Origin of the sequence: Flavobacterium sp. KACC 22763 (genome assembly GCF_028736155.1) — a bacterium.
Taxonomy (GTDB): Bacteria; Bacteroidota; Bacteroidia; order Flavobacteriales; family Flavobacteriaceae; genus Flavobacterium.
In genome coordinates this window covers 2,031,977-2,048,388 of sequence record NZ_CP117879.1, presented here as the reverse complement: position 1 = coordinate 2,048,388, position 16,412 = coordinate 2,031,977, and the positions used below count along the sequence as shown (strand labels likewise).

At 42.3% G+C, this 16,412-nt stretch carries 13 protein-coding genes; 9 read left to right on the top strand and 4 right to left on the bottom strand.

Features of this window, described 5'->3' with window-relative positions; translation table 11 throughout:
- Nucleotides 1-301: 301 nt before the first annotated feature.
- From PQ463_RS08520 to PQ463_RS08510, 3 genes are all read left to right on the top strand, one after another.
- Nucleotides 302-871 (top strand): helix-turn-helix domain-containing protein, encoded by a 570-nt coding sequence (locus PQ463_RS08520; protein WP_274257254.1) that lies wholly within the window; start codon nt 302-304, stop codon nt 869-871.
- Nucleotides 864-2,006 carry a site-specific integrase gene (locus PQ463_RS08515; RefSeq protein WP_111375880.1) on the top strand — a complete coding sequence of 381 codons (1,143 nt, stop codon included), beginning with the start codon at nt 864-866 and terminating at the stop codon, nt 2,004-2,006. Before PQ463_RS08520 ends, PQ463_RS08515 begins: the two co-directional genes overlap by 8 nt.
- Nucleotides 2,007-2,216: 210 nt before the next feature.
- Nucleotides 2,217-2,462 (top strand): hypothetical protein, encoded by a 246-nt coding sequence (locus tag PQ463_RS08510; RefSeq protein ID WP_111375879.1) that lies wholly within the window; start codon nt 2,217-2,219, stop codon nt 2,460-2,462.
- Between the two features lie 279 nt (nt 2,463-2,741).
- Here PQ463_RS08510 and PQ463_RS08505 read toward each other — a convergent pair whose 3' ends face one another.
- Nucleotides 2,742-3,050 carry a DUF6965 family protein gene (locus PQ463_RS08505; RefSeq protein ID WP_274257251.1) on the bottom strand — a complete coding sequence of 103 codons (309 nt, stop codon included), beginning with the start codon at nt 3,048-3,050 and terminating at the stop codon, nt 2,742-2,744.
- 383 nt (nt 3,051-3,433) lie between these two features.
- On the opposite strand from PQ463_RS08505, the gene PQ463_RS08500 reads away from it, so the two are divergent.
- Nucleotides 3,434-3,901 carry a JAB domain-containing protein gene (locus PQ463_RS08500; protein ID WP_274257249.1) on the top strand — a complete coding sequence of 156 codons (468 nt, stop codon included), beginning with the start codon at nt 3,434-3,436 and terminating at the stop codon, nt 3,899-3,901.
- A 323-nt stretch (nt 3,902-4,224) separates the two neighbouring features.
- On the opposite strand, the gene PQ463_RS08495 is transcribed toward PQ463_RS08500, so the two are convergent.
- Both PQ463_RS08495 and PQ463_RS08490 read right to left on the bottom strand, forming a co-directional pair.
- Nucleotides 4,225-5,424 carry a WG repeat-containing protein gene (locus tag PQ463_RS08495; RefSeq protein WP_274257248.1) on the bottom strand — a complete coding sequence of 400 codons (1,200 nt, stop codon included), beginning with the start codon at nt 5,422-5,424 and terminating at the stop codon, nt 4,225-4,227.
- Between the two features lie 125 nt (nt 5,425-5,549).
- A complete protein-coding gene (locus PQ463_RS08490; RefSeq protein WP_274257246.1) occupies nt 5,550-5,843 on the bottom strand; it encodes a hypothetical protein in 294 nt (97 codons plus the stop codon).
- Between the two features lie 303 nt (nt 5,844-6,146).
- On the opposite strand from PQ463_RS08490, the gene PQ463_RS08485 reads away from it, so the two are divergent.
- The 3 genes from PQ463_RS08485 to mobC are packed head-to-tail and all read left to right on the top strand — an operon-like array spanning nt 6,147 to nt 9,816.
- A complete protein-coding gene (locus tag PQ463_RS08485; protein WP_274257244.1) occupies nt 6,147-6,539 on the top strand; it encodes a plasmid mobilization protein in 393 nt (130 codons plus the stop codon).
- Nucleotides 6,524-7,801, top strand: coding sequence for a relaxase/mobilization nuclease domain-containing protein (locus PQ463_RS08480; RefSeq protein ID WP_274257243.1), 1,278 nt, complete (start codon nt 6,524-6,526; stop codon nt 7,799-7,801). Before PQ463_RS08485 ends, PQ463_RS08480 begins: the two co-directional genes overlap by 16 nt.
- A 32-nt stretch (nt 7,802-7,833) precedes the next feature.
- Entirely contained in the window at nt 7,834-9,816 is a 1,983-nt protein-coding gene (gene mobC / locus PQ463_RS08475; protein WP_274257242.1) for a conjugal transfer protein MobC, read from the top strand.
- 797 nt (nt 9,817-10,613) lie between these two features.
- On the opposite strand, the gene PQ463_RS08470 is transcribed toward mobC, so the two are convergent.
- Entirely contained in the window at nt 10,614-11,189 is a 576-nt protein-coding gene (locus tag PQ463_RS08470) for an NAD(P)-binding domain-containing protein (protein WP_274257240.1), read from the bottom strand.
- A 908-nt stretch (nt 11,190-12,097) separates the two neighbouring features.
- On the opposite strand from PQ463_RS08470, the gene PQ463_RS08465 reads away from it, so the two are divergent.
- Nucleotides 12,098-13,237, top strand: a complete 1,140-nt coding sequence (locus tag PQ463_RS08465) for an FIST signal transduction protein (RefSeq protein ID WP_111375869.1) — start codon at nt 12,098-12,100, stop codon at nt 13,235-13,237.
- Nucleotides 13,238-13,239: 2 nt separating this feature from the next.
- Nucleotides 13,240-16,302, top strand: coding sequence for a PAS domain S-box protein (locus PQ463_RS08460; RefSeq protein WP_274257238.1), 3,063 nt, complete (start codon nt 13,240-13,242; stop codon nt 16,300-16,302).
- The last annotated feature ends 110 nt before the right edge of the window (nt 16,303-16,412 follow it).

The window sequence follows — 16,412 nt, the reverse complement described above, 5'->3', positions numbered from 1 at the left end:
TTATCCGATTTTATTTTTGAATATTTGGTATTGCTTTGCGTAAATCTGTACCTTATTTGTACCTCGGATTTCGAGGTACAAATTTTGTGACAAAACGGGATGAATGATGGCACAAATGTACATTTTGCTGAGTTTTCTAGAGATCGGATTTCTGGAAAAGAAATTAGCAAAAATATCATTTTAGAGCATATCGTTTGTCTTGTGCCCCTATATTTTGGCAAGACAGATTCCAGTGTTTGGAAAGTAATTGTGGAAGTTCTAAGGACATTTAAGTGCAGTAGGAAACTTAAATTTAAAAATTATGGGTTCAAACATTAGGATTGCCAAAATCTGTCAGTTCTGTAATAGTGAATTTACAGCAAAGACAATTAAAACAAAATTTTGCTCACTAGCCTGCGGAAGCAAGAATTACAAAAAAAGAAACAGCGAAAAAAGGAAAGAGGCCAGAGGGCAAAAAATGGAATCCATGCGTAATGGTGGCATCGAGAAGCTGGAAAAACTTGAAATTTTCACTATTGACCAGGCAAGTCTGCTTATGGGCATAAGCAGGAGAACACTTTACAGGGTAATTTCAAGGAATGAAATTGCCATTAGAAAAGTTGGAGCCAAGACTTTCATAAATCGTCCAGAAATCGATAAATTTTTTGAAAGGCTTTACGAAAGCAGAAAAAATGAAGAAACTGTTCAGAGATTTCCAGGAATTGAACACTGCTATACAATTTCTGAAATACAGAAGAAGCTGAATATTTCTCCTGCGGCTTTGTACGGCATTTTGTTAAGAGCAAAGATTGAAAAGTACAATGTGGGCAGGTTTGTATATGTTTCCAAAAGAGATATAGAATTATTATTTAACATTCAGAGCCATGAGTAAGAGTATTGTTACACTTAGAAAGAAAGCTATTTCTCAAGGAAGAATGTCTCTATATTTGGATTTCTATCCTCCCGTGTGGGATTCAAGAGCAAATGACTATACGAGACGCGAGTTTTTGAAACTGTATATCTATCAGAAACCGGCAGATCAGTATCAGAAGCTGTCCAATTCTGAAAATCTGCATACGGCGGAATTAATACGAGCAAGAAGACAGAATGAAATCAACAAATCGGAAATCTATTCTCCATTTGAAAAAGAGCAGCTGCAGATTCAGGCTCGAGGAAATGAATCATTTCTCCAATATTATAAAAAGCTCGGAGAGAAAAAAACAGGAAATAATCTATCGATATGGAACTGCGCCATAGCGCACTTTGAAGCATTTTTAAATGGAAATGATCTGCTGTTTAAGGATGTTACGGTTACAGTTATTGAGGACTTCAGGGATTATCTTCTCAAAGCGAGGAGCATGAGAAAGAATAATAAGCAGATTTCTCGCAATACGGCGCTTTCCTATTACAATAAAATAAAAACAACTCTAAAAGGGGCGTATAAAGAAGATAAATTAAGAACAGACATTAACTCAAAAATTGGATCTATAAAAGAAATGGAATCCCAGCGCAATTTTATGACTATTGAAGAGACCCGAAAACTTTTTTCGACCCCCTGTCCAAATTCCTTAGTGCGTAAAATTTCGATGTTTTCGGTATTGACAGGAATACGTTATGTAGATATTGCGAAGCTGCTCTGGTCTGAGATCCATTACATTGAGAATGATGGCTACTATATCATATTCCGCCAGAAAAAAACTCAAGGGGCAGAAACAATGCCGATTTCCGATGAAGCTTTTTCACTGCTTGGAAAAAGAAAAGGGGAAAAGGAACTGGTGTTTAAAGGATTAAATAAATGGGATGTAGACCGGGTGCTTCCAGTATGGGTAGCATTGTCTGGAATTAATAAGCATATTACCTTTCATAGCTTTAGGCATACCTATGCTACGCTCCAGCTGACTGCGGGAACCGATATTTTTACCATTTCAAAAATGTTAGGGCACAGGAGCGTTAAAACCACGCAGATTTATGCAAAAGTGATCGACCAGAAAAAAAGGGATGCGGCAAATAGAATATCATTAGGATAATATTTAGAAATAAAACAAGCCTTATTGATTACTAAGGCTTGTTTTTCTTATGCATTAGTGGATGGAATGGCCACTTAAGAAGCAGTCAGCACTATGTTAATTATAAGTAAAATACCTGATTTTAACATAGGGGAGAAATGTGTATCTGATCTAAATAATTATATTTGATTTAAGAAATATACTAAAAACAAATCTAACAGATCTTTTACAATGGAAAAAGCTATACAATTAAAGGTAAGAAAAGATTTGGATGCACATCAGCAGCATACGATCCTGAAGCTAAAAGGCAGCCTGATTTCAAAAGGGTACACCGAGATCATACATATCCTGGATCAGGACGAAGAGTTCCACATCAATAGCTTTGAAACGGACAAAGAGAAACGCAATGAAGTCCAGCAGTACATTGCAGCCTTCATCGATCAGGAAAACCTGATGGACACCATCAGCATGAAATAATAAGAAAATCTTAAAAAAAAATCAAAGCCCGCCGGCTGTCAGGACTTCGGGCTTTTGGTTTTGATTTTATTGCATAAAAAGAGCCGACAATTTATCGGCTTTTCTTTTTGTTTTTTTCGTTATCCTGTCCCGACGCAGAAGGATTCCCGCGGCTATGATTTTGAAAAGCCTGATTTTATTGTGAAATATGCCGGCTGTTAAAATAATTCAGGACATTATATATTGATAATTCTTCACCAGTTCTGTGTGGGGGCAATAAAGTATCGATTAGACGGAATTTTAGACGGCAGTTTGCTCTTCGGAAACTGCTTTTTCAGAAGCTGCTTCTGCAATAATTTCGCCAGCTGCTTCTTCTATAGGCGCTTCTTGATCAGTTGTCTGCGAAGTTGCTTTTTTCATTAGAATATAAAATTCTTTCAAGTGCCACCATGCCGGACAGCGGTCGACAGGGCCGTTAAAGTTTCTGATGCCGATGTAGCAGCTCTTCAGGAAAAGCTGCGTATCGGAGATGTATGCCCATTCGGTCCACTTCGCTTCCTTGGGTGGAGGACTGCTTTCAAAATGGCGTTTGATGTCTTCGTAATTCATGCGGCAAATTTAGGCAAAAACCAGACGAAAGGCAAGAATGGCTGCGGTGTTTACGGCTTAATTCGATTGTATCTGCATGCTTTTTAATCCACTGTTTTGGAATCCAGCCGATTGCACTTTCACGTTTTTTAGCCATGCTTTTTTGCTCTGTCTGATGATCCGTTTAGTGCTGTTTGGGCATGTCCCTTCCGCATAAGCCTTTTTCAGCGGAGAAGCCCTTTGAGTTTAATCACATCACAAAGTTCGGGCACAGGAGGGCGGTTCGTCCGCAAAAAATTCCCCCATAAATGCAGGACATCCGTCCTGCTTTATTGCGTTGCTTTTTGCGCTCGCTTTCCTCTGCCCGATGCAGGTGCTGTTATTAATCTTAAATAGTAAAAGCCATGAAAGCACAACAAGTCAGCAGCTGGAAAATCGTAGCGGAAATAGATCTGATCTATAGAGCAAAAGTGAAGAGCTCCAAGAGGCCCAAGATCACATCCTCCAAATCCGCCTATGCCATCCTGATGGACTGCTGGGATCCCGACAAGATAGAATTCATCGAGCAGTTCAAAGTCCTGCTGCTCAATCAGGCCAACAAGGTGCTTGGCGTTTACCAGGTATCCTCTGGAGGCATTGCAGGAACTGTAGTGGACATCAGACTGTTGTTTGCCTCTGCGCTTAAAGCCAATGCAGTGGGCATCATTATCTCCCATAACCATCCATCGGGAAAGGCCGCTCCTTCAGAGGCAGACAAAGCCATTACCAGAAAGATCAAGACCGCTGGTGAGCTGCTGGACATCAAGCTGCTGGACCATCTGATCGTTACCGAGCAGAAGTACTACTCCTTTTTGGATGAAGGCGCCTTATAGGTGCCTTTTTTTGTTCTTATATTTTTAATATGAATATTAATGCAGTGATGGCAGTCCGTCATGATAAATCTTATAATCCTGTAAAGGCTGGGAAAGATTCTATAAGTCTTAAATTGCTTTATTGCCGTAAATTTGTCTTGATATTGGTAATGCTGCCGTTTAAATCAGTCAGAAAATAACAGGGGACCGGCGGGGTTCGTCTGGAGGTTCTGCCCCAAATGATTTAGTTAGTTGCCACATACCATTTCAGGCAACCGCCGGCCGCCGAAAACTCCTTTTTTTAAGGGAGTTTTTTCGTTTGGGATGGATACTCCCATCAAGTGCTAAAAGCATATGGTAAGAGCATCTTCAATGTCAAGAATTTCATAATCGGCATTTTGCCTGTTGCAGAATATGATTTTGTCATCATACATGTGGTAGTGCTTATAGGCAGGCTCCACAAGGATTTCATTTTTCGAATTGATGAGCCCCCAGAGTCCGTCCTTGGCGCACCAGACTCCGTCTTCCTGTTCGCCCTGATAATAGTACATCAGCCCAGTGGGGTTGATAAGAAATAAATCATCCTTAAGGGTATGGGTAATCCAGTTGCATTCAACTGGGATGACAAGTTTTCCCTCATGGTCAAAGACGCCCCATTTTCCTCCATCCAGCGTATAGTAGCATTCGGCGCCTTGGGCCTCTTCCGATTCATAGTCTCGGCCTATGGCAGGATTTTTTTGTTCATAAACCAGAATAAATTTTTTGCCTTTTAAAATCAGATCGTAAACGGGCGGAATTATAGTTTTGAAGCTTTGGTCCAGGAGCCCCTGCCTGCCGATCATAGAGGTATGGTCGACATATTCGCCGTAGAATGATCCGATGTCATAAACGGTATAGTGCGAAGGGCTGTTTGCAAAATTTATAAGCCCGTATTCAAGTTTTTGGAGCAGCATGCCTTTCTGGTCGTAGATCCAATAAACGCTTCCTTCCGTATTTTCATCTTCCTTTTCAATTTTTCTATTGATCTGTTCTCTGGCTTTGAAGATCTTCAGGGTTTTATTATACTCGATTTCTCTGAACTTTAAGGGAATGATGATTTCAAATTTGGAATCAAGTATGCCCGCATAATCATCGATTGTGGCCAGATAGCTGTCTTCGTTGATGTCATTTAGGGAATCGTATCGCGCTGGAATAAGGATCTCAAAATTTTCATCGAGCACTCCGGCTCTGGTGGTCTTATAGCCGTCTGGCTGATCCCTGAGCCCACTGTAAAAAAGCACGTTTCTTTTCGTCTGGGACTGGTAGACAGAATAGTATTTATGGGTGTCGATAAGAACTTCCGCCGTTTCCGAAACTTTAATCACTCTTGTCTTCTCTCCCTGATGCCTATAGATATTCAGCACAACGAATCCCCTGGTATCGCGAAATCCAAAGAACTCACCATATTTCAGGTTCAGTGTGCTGCAGATGAGATCAAAAATGTCTCTGGTCTGCTGCATTTCAGCCTGTCTTTCTTCAAATCCTTTTAATTCTTCCGCGGTCATATTTATTTATTAGCTTGTTCAAAAATAGCATAAAAATTATAATGTTTTTAAAGCAATGCATAAGTGAAACATAGCAATAAAAAAGCCGCTAAACTTTTCTGTTGGCGGCTTTTCTTTCTGTTCTTCTAGTGTTTTTTTTCCGCACCAAGACGGGCCAGTTTTTCATTGAGTTCTGCAAGTCCGGCTCTTGCCAGGCAGTCGGCGGAAAGCTGTCTTAATTCGGCGATGCTTTCCTCTGCCGTGCGCTTTAAAAGCACCGACGGGTCGCTGTCGTTTTCAAGCAGTCCGCGCTCAATTACATGGTGCAGAAGCAGCACGTTTTTTCGTGAAATCTTCAGATCAATCCTCACCGGTTCGCTCATGCCCGGAGAACTCATTATGGTGTCAAAAACCAGGGCAGCATCATTTTCTGTAAGCATAATTTCTACGTTTTAAATTAATAATCAGCTGCTCCAAAGATAGGCAGAAGCGCTTAAAACACCCCGTTCAAAATATGGTCGGGATGGGAGGAATCCGCACGACTTTTCTAATTTCGCGCTGGAGAGTTACCGAAAGAGGTCTTTTTTGGCTTTTGAGCTTTGAGGAAGCTCAAGGACTGCGGCGTTCCTGCAGTCGGCCAGATGTCCGTTTGTTTAACAAACGAATCTGGCTGCCCTGTGCTCGGAACTCGCGGCAGTGAAACTCAAAAGGAGGATTGTTTGAAGAAATGAAAGGGAAGCAAAATGGAGAAAGAGATTTTAAACAGAACCCGAATTGCGGCGGTGCGCTTTACAGCTGCTGAATACAACATGCTTGAGAGAAGGTTCAAGACAACCGCCTGTAGGCAGATGAGCGAATACCTCAGAAGCTGCCTGCTGAATAAACCAGTTATAGTCAAGCATCGGGATGTTTCACTGGATGAATTCATGCTCGAGTTCATCCGTCTTAGAAAGGAGCTCTCCGCCCTTGGAAACAACTTCAACCAGAGTGTCAGAAGGCTCCATGCCCTGCAGCATAATGCCGAATTCAGGCGCTGGATTTCAGAGACTGAATCGCAGCGGGAAAGGCTATTGGCACAGACCGAGTCCATTGTAAAAATGACCGAAAAAATAGCACGGAAATGGTTGCAGTCATAAAGACCGGACATTCAGTGCAGAGTATCTTCCGGTACAATGAAAACAAGGTGAAGCAGGGCGCCGCCAAGTGCATCGGAGAAGGCAATTATCCGGCCGCTGTAAAGGATCTCAATTCCTCCATGAAACTCAACCGCCTGCTGCATCAGAACGCCCTGAACGGGAATGTCAGACGTAACAGCGTGCACATTTCGCTGAACTTCCATCCGCGTGAGAATTATTCCGCCGAAAAGCTCATGAGGATAGCAGATGCCTATATGGAAAAGATAGGTTTTGCAGAGCAGCCCTATCTGGTCTACCAGCATCATGATGCAGGGCACCCGCACATCCATCTGGTCTCTATAAAAGTAAGGGAGGACGGTTCTAGGATCGACATGCAGAACATCGGAAAGAACCAGTCGGAGAAAGCCAGAAAAGAGATTGAAAAGCAGTTCAATCTGGTGAGGGCGGAAGGGAGAAAATCGGAGGATATGCCGCTGATAAAACCTGTTGCAGTAAGCAGGGTTTGCTATGGCAGGATGGAGTCCAAAAAAGCCATGTCAGGAGTGCTACAATCGGTGCTTTTGAATTATAGATACACTTCCCTGGCGGAGCTCAATGCAGTGCTGCAGCTCTATAACATCAGGGCGGATAGGGGAAGTGAAGATTCTAGAATCTTTAAGGCGGGAGGGCTCTTATACCGAATGCTGGATAAGAGAGGGGAAGCTATTGGTGTTCCGATAAAAGCGAGCGATTTTGCAATGAAGCCTACCCTTGCTTTTCTGGAAGGGCGTTATGCCTTGAACAGCGGGGAAAATGCATTTGAAAAAAAGCGGATCCGCAGCGCAGCTGATGCCGTTTTTTTAAGCAGGGATGTGGATATGGAAAAACTGGTTTCCGCCCTTCAGAAAGAGGGGATTGACGCTGTTCTGCGGAAGAGCGGTCAGGGGCAGCTCTACGGAATAACCTATGTGGACCATGTCACCAAGTGCGTCTTAAACGGCAGCGCTTTGGGGAAAAACTACAGCGCGAAAGGCATGATGGAACGCTGCGGACACGGTGCTGCAGTGAAAGTGAAGGCAGGAGGGGAAACCGTCTTGGAAACCGAATATAAGCGATGCAGGCAGATAGCCATGATGGGAGATTCAGAAAGCATTTCAGATGGCATTTTTACAAAAGGGCTTCAGGAGCTTTTCAAACCCGAATGGCAGCCTGACAATGTTCCCGCGTCATTAAAGCGAAAGCGCCGGAGAAGAAAGAAAAGGGGAAGTTCGGATCTGAATTGAAAAGAAATTAATCACACTAAAATAGTGCAGCCATGCAGACGGGAGAAAATGAACAGGCGCTGAGAAAAATAGTGGACATGACAAGGCTCATTAGCATCATCCTGCTGATTGGGCATTGCTATTATTATTGTTATGGGGCTTTTAAATTATGGAATCTTGCATCAGGGTTCGGAGATAAGGTTCTGGCATCGGTATGCCGGACGGGACTGTTTGATAATTTTTATATTTCCAAGCTTGCCGTGCTGGGGTTTCTTTTGATTTCGCTTTTGGGGGCAAAAGGAAGAAAGGATGAGAAGCTGCAGTTCAGAACAGCGCTCTATAAAATGGTTTCAGGAGGGGTGCTGTATTTTTCAAGCGGGCTTTTGCTGCTGTTTTCTGCTGATGAGGTTATGGCTGCGTTGAGCTATATGATGGTTACGGCTTTGGGATTTCTGCTCATGCTCTCAGGCGGCACGCTGCTGTCCAGACTGATTAGAAACAGGCTGGCTTCGGGTGATGTCTTCAACAGTGAGAACGAAACCTTTCCGCAGGAGGAGAGGCTGCTGGAAAACGAATATTCGATCAATCTGCCGGCGCAGTATCATCTTAAAAACAAGATCCGCTCGAGCTGGATCAACATCATAAATCCCTTCCGCGGACTGATGGTTCTGGGAACGCCCGGCTCGGGGAAATCATACTTTGTCATCCGCCATGTCATCACCCAGCATATCGCAAAAGGCTTCAGCATGTTTGTCTATGACTTCAAGTACGATGATCTGTCTAAGATTGCCTACAATGCCTTTGAGAAATACAGGCATGCCTATGCTGTTATGCCCAAATGCTACTTCATCAATTTCGACAGCATCATGCACCGCTGCAATCCTCTGGATCCAGAGAGCATGGAGGACATCACTGACGCCTCAGAGTCCGCCAGGACAATTCTGATGGGGCTTAACCGCGAGTGGATCAAAAGGCAGGGGGACTTTTTTGTGGAGTCTCCGATCAATTTTCTTTCGGCCGTGATCTGGTATCTCAGAAGGTATAAGGGCGGGGAGTTCTGCACCCTGCCGCATGTGATCGAGCTCATGCAGACCGATTACGACAGCCTCTTTACCCTGCTTCGGACCGATAAGGAAATAGAGGCGCTGATCAATCCCTTTGTCAGCGCCTATCTCAACGATGCCATGGACCAGTTGGAGGGGCAGATCGCCTCGGCGAAGATTGCCATGGCAAGGCTGTCTTCGCCGCAGCTGTATTATGTGCTTTCGGGAAATGATTTCACATTGGATATCAATAATCCCGAGGAGCCGAAGATCGTCTGCATGGGAAACAACCCCCAGAAGCTGCAGATCTACGGAGCGGTACTGTCTCTTTATGTGAACCGTCTGATCAAGCTTGTAAACAAGAAAGGGAAGCTCAAATCGAGCCTCATATTTGACGAGTTCCCGACCATCTATCTCAACAATATGGACAGCCTGATTGCAACGGCAAGAAGCAACAGGGTCAGCACGTGCCTGGGTGTGCAGGACTTCAGCCAGCTCAGAAAAGACTATGGGCGCGAGCAGGCCGATGTGATTATGAACATCACAGGAAACATCATCTCGGGACAGGTCACAGGGGACACCGCCAAGCAGCTTTCCGAGCGTTTCGGCAAGATCATGCAGGACAGGGAAAGCATTTCCATTAACAGCTCGGATACTTCCGTCAGCCGTTCCAGACAGCTGGATTCGGCTGTGCCGCCTTCGAAGATTTCATCTTTGAGTTCGGGGGAATTTGTGGGCATGGTGGCAGATAATCCAGACTGCAAAATAGAGCTCAAGACTTTCCATTGCTCGATTGTAAATGATCATGGCGCACTTCGTAAAGAGGAGCAAGGCTATAAAGAAATACCGCCGGTTAGAAAACTCGATAACGCGATGATCCAGCAGAACTTCGCGCAGATTAAAAGGGATGTGCGGGAGATCATCTATACCGAGATGGATAGGCTTCTGAATGATCCGGCGCTGAAGCATCTGGTGGTGAAGAAGAAAAGGTGAAAGGTTTTATATTAATTTTTAGGGCAGGCGCCTGGGAATGCTTTTTTACGTGTGTTAGTTTATCAAAGAGGTGGCATAGCTATCAAGGTAAATTACAGCTGAATTAAGAAAAAAAGCTTCAGAGGTATCTGAAGCTTTGCTTTATTCGGGAACAGCACTCGAACCGCTGTTTTTTTTAGCTGATGATCTTAAAATGCTGCGCTAAAGCTTTTTTTTCTTAGTTTTCATTTAGATTGTTTCTTTTTTATTATTTTTTCTATTCTTCTTTTTTAGAGTGTTTTAAGTGATTCGGTTTTTTTATATTTTTATTTTGGCCAGCGGTCAGCGTGCTTAAGAGGTTTTTGCAGCCTGTTTGAAAAATTAGCGATTTGTTTGCGGAATGCTATTTGATTGTCAGCATTTTTTTGTACATTGGATGTGTTTCATGATAAGAGCCAATTGCACTGCATTAAGTCGTTGGCTCTTTCTTTCTTTCTTTCTTTCTTTCTTTCTTTCTTTCTTTCTTTCTTATGTTATAAATTTAAATTTCTCTTTTAGATTGCATTTCATATTGTTTTTTCCCCCAATGAAGGAGATGCCCATGAGGCTGCTGATTTTATTGGATGGATTATTTTATTATCCATATCCCCAATCTCATGAATGCAGAAATGCGCGCTTGCAAAGCAATATGGCATTTTGCCCAATGGGATAAGCGCCTTAAAGCAAGTGGCGGGAGATTGTATGTTTTGCCTTGTCCAAACGGCATGGATGGGCAGAGAAGCATTCTTGATTCAGAGAGTTTGCGAACCGATGGATCTCTATTCTGTCGGGTGTGAAACTCTGCTTATCCAGCTGTTCTGAAGCTGGAGCCTGAAGGAGAGATCAACGGGAAGGAACTGCAGTTTTTTTAGAAATGCCGCTGTTTTGCTTCTTGAATCAGAACAGCCGCCCATAAAAAACAGCTCTTCTTTTTTCTCTTCCTGCCCATTGATGCGGTCTGATCGGAAAGGCGCCGCATTGAAAAGCTTTACCATATGGGCGGCAGGAAGCAGTGATGCCGTGTTTTGGTAGGCCATGGCTTTGGCGATTCCCGTGTGAAGGGCTTGCGCGTCAGAAATGAGGCCGCTGGCGTGCAGTACGGTTTTTCCTGACATGTCAGGAAGCTTTTGGATTGTGTCTTCCAGATTTTCCTTGGGCAGGAAAAGCACGATCAGGCTGGGGGCCGCCGCCTGATCAAGAGAGCCCAAGCGGACATCTGTTCCCATTTTTTCGATGCAGTCCCTTATAAGGCTGCCGCCTTTGGGATTGTTTATAATGACCCTAAAGCCTGCCTGGGATGCCCTGCCTGCTAAATCAATGGTCAGGCTGCTTATGCCTATGATTCCAATTTCCATAATTTTCTTCTTTTAGTGGCTCTATAAAATATAAATTTGATGCTGTCAGATAAAGCGGCGGAAAATATGATCTGGGGCGAGAGTTTCCATATTTAAAATTATAGCAATCATTTAATATGCGCTCAGGTGTTTTTACGGGTTTTAGATGTCAGTCAGTTTTCTTTTAGATTGTTTTTCTTCTTCTTCTTCTTCTTCTTCTTTTAAAATAGTTTTTTTTGATTTTGGCCGGCGATGGGGGAGTTGGGAAAAAAGTGCGGTTGATTTTACCGGCAGATATATTTTTACAGCTATTTGATGGCAGATGGTTTATTAAGATTGGTGCGAGGTGGTTCAAGTCCAATTCGCGCCGCAAGGTAAAAGGCCTATCCTTTTTGAAGATAGGCTTTTTTTATGTCTAATTTCTATAATAATGAAGTTTTGCCTTATAAAGAATGATTCGCCAATTTTTCTTGATTTATGTTTAAGATCTTATAAAACCTCGATGAAATGCAATATTTTTCGTTTAAGCGGCAAACATGTAGGATTTTTTTGTATTTTAGTGTGATGAAAATATATATAACTGAAGATGAGCGTGTTCGTTTTTTTTTTTGAAGATGCTTCTTTTTTTGAGAAACTATAGATAAAGAAAATTATTCGAATATATATATATATATCAGGAAATGCCGGAGAACTTAAGTTGGCTATAGATTTGGCCCTGCTCAATGTATGAAAAAAAACGCCGCTACTGCTGAAGGCTCACTTTTTGGCGGCAGAAATGAAAACGGATCTTTTCCTGACTAAAAATAAGGCGCTAAAAGGAGCATGCTTCGAAAATTATGCTTGATAGCCTGAAAAAGCAGTAATACGCTAAAACGGCCTTGAAGAGATTTATAACTTAATTCAAATCAGTCAAACTAAAAGTGATTTAAATGAAAACAGCCGCCATTTTATTTGAAGAAAATTCTTTCAAGAAAGAATTCAATAATGATAGTTTAGATTTCGCTGACTGCGACCTGGTTTTAGGCTTTGGCTCAAGGGATTTATTGGCAGATGGAAAAATTTTCACCCAGTTGAGGAAGAGATTCCCATCTTCGGAATTGGTCTTATGCTCTTCAGCCGGTGAAATTTATGGGAACGAAGTGCTGGACAATACCATAAGCCTCACAGCAATTAAATTTTCTTCGACTCAAATTAAGACCTGCGAAGTTGATATAGCAGATTTTGAGAATAGTTTTCAGGCAGGTTCTTCGCTGATAAGGAAGTTTAGCCAGAATCGTTTAAAATTGGTTCTCATACTTTCCGATGGAGGAAAGGTGAATGGGAGCGAGCTGGCAAACGGAATGAATTCGGTGAAAGAGGAGCAGGTGCTAATTGTAGGCGGTCTGGCTGGCGATGGAGCAAAATTTGAAAAAACAATCGTCGGGTTGAATAGAATGCCGGAACAGGGTAAGATAATAGCCATCGGATTCTATGGCGAGAAACTCTTGGTTTCACATGGCTCATTAGGGGGATGGGAAAGTTTCGGGCTCGAGAGGCTGGTTACAAAAGCGGAAGGGAATGTTCTATATGAAATCGACGGGAGAAACGTATTGGATCTCTACAAAATTTATTTAGGGAAATATGCTGAAGAATTGCCGGGTTCGGCACTTCTTTTTCCACTGTCAATTAAAATTGACGGGACAGATGAGCCTATTGTTAGAACCATCCTGTCAATAGATGAGAAAAATCAAACCATGACTTTTGCGGGCGATGTTCCGACAGGCAGCAGGGTGCGGTTCATGAAAGCTAATTTTGACCGCCTTATAGATGCGGCAAGTGAAGCCGCTTTGTCCTGTCTGCAGGTTAATAGCTTTAATCCTAAGCTGGCTCTTTTAATCAGCTGCGTCGGCAGAAAATTAATTTTGGGATCCAGAATCGATGAAGAAGTTGAAGCGGTGTCAGAGATTTTTGGCAATACCGCTATTGCAGGATTTTATTCATATGGGGAAATTTCTCCCTTAAAGCCATTTGGAGACTGCATACTGCATAATCAGACCATGACCATAACCTGCATTAATGAAATGAATTAGCTATGGAGCTTCATAAACTTTTGCAGAGGCAGATAAATAAAAATCTGCCTGCCGAGCTGCAGGACAATCCATCTTTCCAATCCTTTATAAAGTCGGTTAATGATTCGTATTTATCTTTCGAAAGGGATAAGGACCTAATGGATCATTCTTTCCAGGAAAGCGAAAAGGAGTATAACGAGGTGCATCAGAATTTAAGAAATGAGTACAATTTAAAACAGCTGTCAATTCTAAATTTGTATAAAAGCCTAAATGAGCTGGACCAGAGGTATGTATCTATTAAAGAAGATGAAAAGAACGATCTTCTTTTTATTTCAAAATATTTAGGTGAGGAGATTGCAAAAAGAAAGGAAACGGAGAAAAAATTAGTGCAGACCGCACAGTTTTTAAAGGCATTATTGGAAAACCTGCAGTCGGGAATTTTAGTTGAGGACAGCAGCGGCACCATTTTGTTTGTTAACCAGCATTTATGCGATATGCGCGGCATTAAGGCTCTGCCTGATGAAATGATTGGGAAAAAGTCCAGTGAATATATAGATGATGCCCAGCTGCTGTTTAAAGACGCAGAAGCCTACAGAAGGAGGATAGATGAAATTTTGCTTCGCAAAGAAATTGTCACCGGAGAAATACTTGAAACAGTGGACAACCGCTTTTTTGAGCGCGATTACATACCCATAATGATGGAGAATGAATGCATTGGCGATCTCTGGAAATCCAACGATGTGACGCAGAGCACAAAGAGCAAAAATCTGCTCAAACAGAGCGAGGAGCGCAACCGCATTATCATGAACTCGTCGCTCAATGCGATAGTGACCATTGATACATCGGGAAAAATAACTTTTTGGAACAGCCAGGCAGAGATTATTTTTGGATGGAGGAAGGAAGAGGTTTTAGGCAAAACATTAAATGATACCATAATACCTAAACGGCACAGCCAAGAGCATGTAAGAGGCTTAAAGCGTTATCTCGCGGCAGGTGATGGCCCTGTCTTAAATAAACAGATTGAGCTTCCCGCATTACATAAGGCCGGATATGAGTTTCCCGTGGAAGTTTCGATAATACCCTTAGAACAGAACGGGGAGGTTTTCTTCTGCTCTTTCATGCAGGATATTTCTGAAAGGAAAAAAACGGAATCCAAATTAAAGCTTCAAGAGGAGAAGTATCGAAATATTATAGCCAATATGAATCTGGGGCTGATAGAAGTCGATAATGATGACGTGATCAGATATGCCAATCAAAGTTTTGCCGATATGTCAGGGTTTGAAGGCAAGGAGCTAATCGGCTTAAGGGCTTCCGAAACTTTTGCATTCGGCGATAATATAGAAAAATTGGAAGCTAAAAAAAAATTAAGGGAAAAAGGCGTATCGGATGTTTATCAGATGCCTGTGAGAAATAAAGGAGGAGAGCTCAGGTGGTGGGCAATAGGTGGAGCGCCCAATTACGATGACAAAGGGAATCTGGTTGGATCAATCGGCATTCATTTGGATATTACCGAGCAGAAGCAGATGGAGATTGAACTTGAGAAGGAAAAAATGAAGGCCGAACGCGCCTCAAAGGCTAAAGAGGCTTTTTTAGCCAATATGAGCCATGAAATAAGAACGCCGCTAAATGGCATAATCGGCTTTTTGAGAGAGCTGCAAAGGCAGCCGCTGACCGATCTGCAGAAAAAATATGTGGAAAACAGCGCTGTAGCATCCAAACATCTGCTGTCTATCATAAACAATATTCTTGATATCTCAAAAATCGAAGCAGGCGAGATGTCGCTGGAAATAGAAGACTTTGTTTTTGAGAAGGTGATCGCAAATGTCGCCAATGTGCTTGGGCCATTGGCAAAGAAAAAGGGGCTGAAGTTAAGCAGGCAGATTTCCAAAGATGTCCACAAAATACTCAAAGGCGATATATTAAGGCTCGAGCAGATACTGTTTAACCTGATCGGAAACTCCTTAAAATTTACCAGCAGGGGAGGAATAACCCTAAAATGCGAAGTGCTGAAGGATGCTGAAAATTTTCAAAGCCTGGAAATAGCGGTAATCGATACGGGAATAGGAATGGAACAGAGTTTTGCAGAGAAAATATTCAATAAATTCTCTCAAGAAGACAAAGCGGCTAACCGGAAATTTGGCGGAACCGGACTGGGAATGGCCATTACAAAAGAGCTGATTCAGCTCATGAAAGGCGAAATTAAGGTTAAAAGCAGAAAGGGGGAAGGCACAGAGATCAGTTTTGTAATTGATTTGGAAAAGGGGAATATCAATGCCATCAGAAAGGCCGAAAATGAAATCAATGTCGACATTTCCGGCATAAGCGTTCTGCTGGTTGAAGACAATGTCATCAACAGGATGGTTGTCATCAATTCACTGAAGTACTTTGACTGCATTGTCACTGAAGCTGCTGATGGACTGGAGGCCCTGGAAATTTTGAAAAATAAAAGTTTCGATATTATATTGATGGATGTTCAGATGCCTGAAATGGATGGCATTGAGGCAACAGTAAAAATAAGGGAAGAATTGAAGCTGCAGACACCGGTGATTGCCCTTACCGCCAGCGCTTTCAAAAGCGAAGTCTACAGATGCAGAAGTGCGGGAATGAACGATTACATTACCAAGCCTTTTGAAGAGTTTGACCTGATTGAAACTATTTCTAGGCACATAGTTCGGCAGGAAGGCATTGCCGGCGGTTTGGGGCCGCGAGAAAATGAGAAACTCTATACCCTTAAAAATCTGGAATCCATAAGCAGGGGAAATGCTGAGTTTATTGAAAAGATGGTTAGAGTTTTTATTGATCAGATCCAAGAGGAGGTTCCAAATGCGGAAAAAGCGATATCTTCAGGTGATTTTTCAGCTCTGAGCCAGATAATGCATAAGATCAGGCCAAGCATTGAAAGCATGGGGATTTTTAGCATTATTGAGGAAATTAAAGTTTTGGAGCAGATCAGCAGTGAGGATAAAGATAAAGATAAAGATAAAGATAAAGATAAAGATAAAGATAAAGAAATGATAAGAAGTCTGTTCCATAAAATAAGAGATACCCTGCTTGGAGCTGCACAACAGCTGGAAGAAGACCGGTAATGCTTCTTCATAGCTATAAATATAGAAAGTATTATTGCTTCCAATCTTTAAAATTCTATAAAAAAAAGCAACTCGTTGGCTTTTTTACTATTTTCCTCAAAATCACCTTG

Bases quoted from the DNA above. Each gene is read 5' to 3' on its own strand.
- PQ463_RS08520 (WP_274257254.1), top strand. From the start codon at position 302: ATGGGTTCAAACATTAGGATTGCCAAAATCTGTCAGTTCTGTAATAGT.
- PQ463_RS08515 (WP_111375880.1), top strand. From the start codon at position 864: ATGAGTAAGAGTATTGTTACACTTAGAAAGAAAGCTATTTCTCAAGGA.
- PQ463_RS08510 (WP_111375879.1), top strand. From the start codon at position 2,217: ATGGAAAAAGCTATACAATTAAAGGTAAGAAAAGATTTGGATGCACAT.
- PQ463_RS08505 (WP_274257251.1), bottom strand. From the start codon at position 3,050: ATGAATTACGAAGACATCAAACGCCATTTTGAAAGCAGTCCTCCACCC.
- PQ463_RS08500 (WP_274257249.1), top strand. From the start codon at position 3,434: ATGAAAGCACAACAAGTCAGCAGCTGGAAAATCGTAGCGGAAATAGAT.
- PQ463_RS08495 (WP_274257248.1), bottom strand. From the start codon at position 5,424: ATGACCGCGGAAGAATTAAAAGGATTTGAAGAAAGACAGGCTGAAATG.
- PQ463_RS08490 (WP_274257246.1), bottom strand. From the start codon at position 5,843: ATGCTTACAGAAAATGATGCTGCCCTGGTTTTTGACACCATAATGAGT.
- PQ463_RS08485 (WP_274257244.1), top strand. From the start codon at position 6,147: ATGGAGAAAGAGATTTTAAACAGAACCCGAATTGCGGCGGTGCGCTTT.
- PQ463_RS08480 (WP_274257243.1), top strand. From the start codon at position 6,524: ATGGTTGCAGTCATAAAGACCGGACATTCAGTGCAGAGTATCTTCCGG.
- mobC (WP_274257242.1), top strand. From the start codon at position 7,834: ATGCAGACGGGAGAAAATGAACAGGCGCTGAGAAAAATAGTGGACATG.
- PQ463_RS08470 (WP_274257240.1), bottom strand. From the start codon at position 11,189: ATGGAAATTGGAATCATAGGCATAAGCAGCCTGACCATTGATTTAGCA.
- PQ463_RS08465 (WP_111375869.1), top strand. From the start codon at position 12,098: ATGAAAACAGCCGCCATTTTATTTGAAGAAAATTCTTTCAAGAAAGAA.
- PQ463_RS08460 (WP_274257238.1), top strand. From the start codon at position 13,240: ATGGAGCTTCATAAACTTTTGCAGAGGCAGATAAATAAAAATCTGCCT.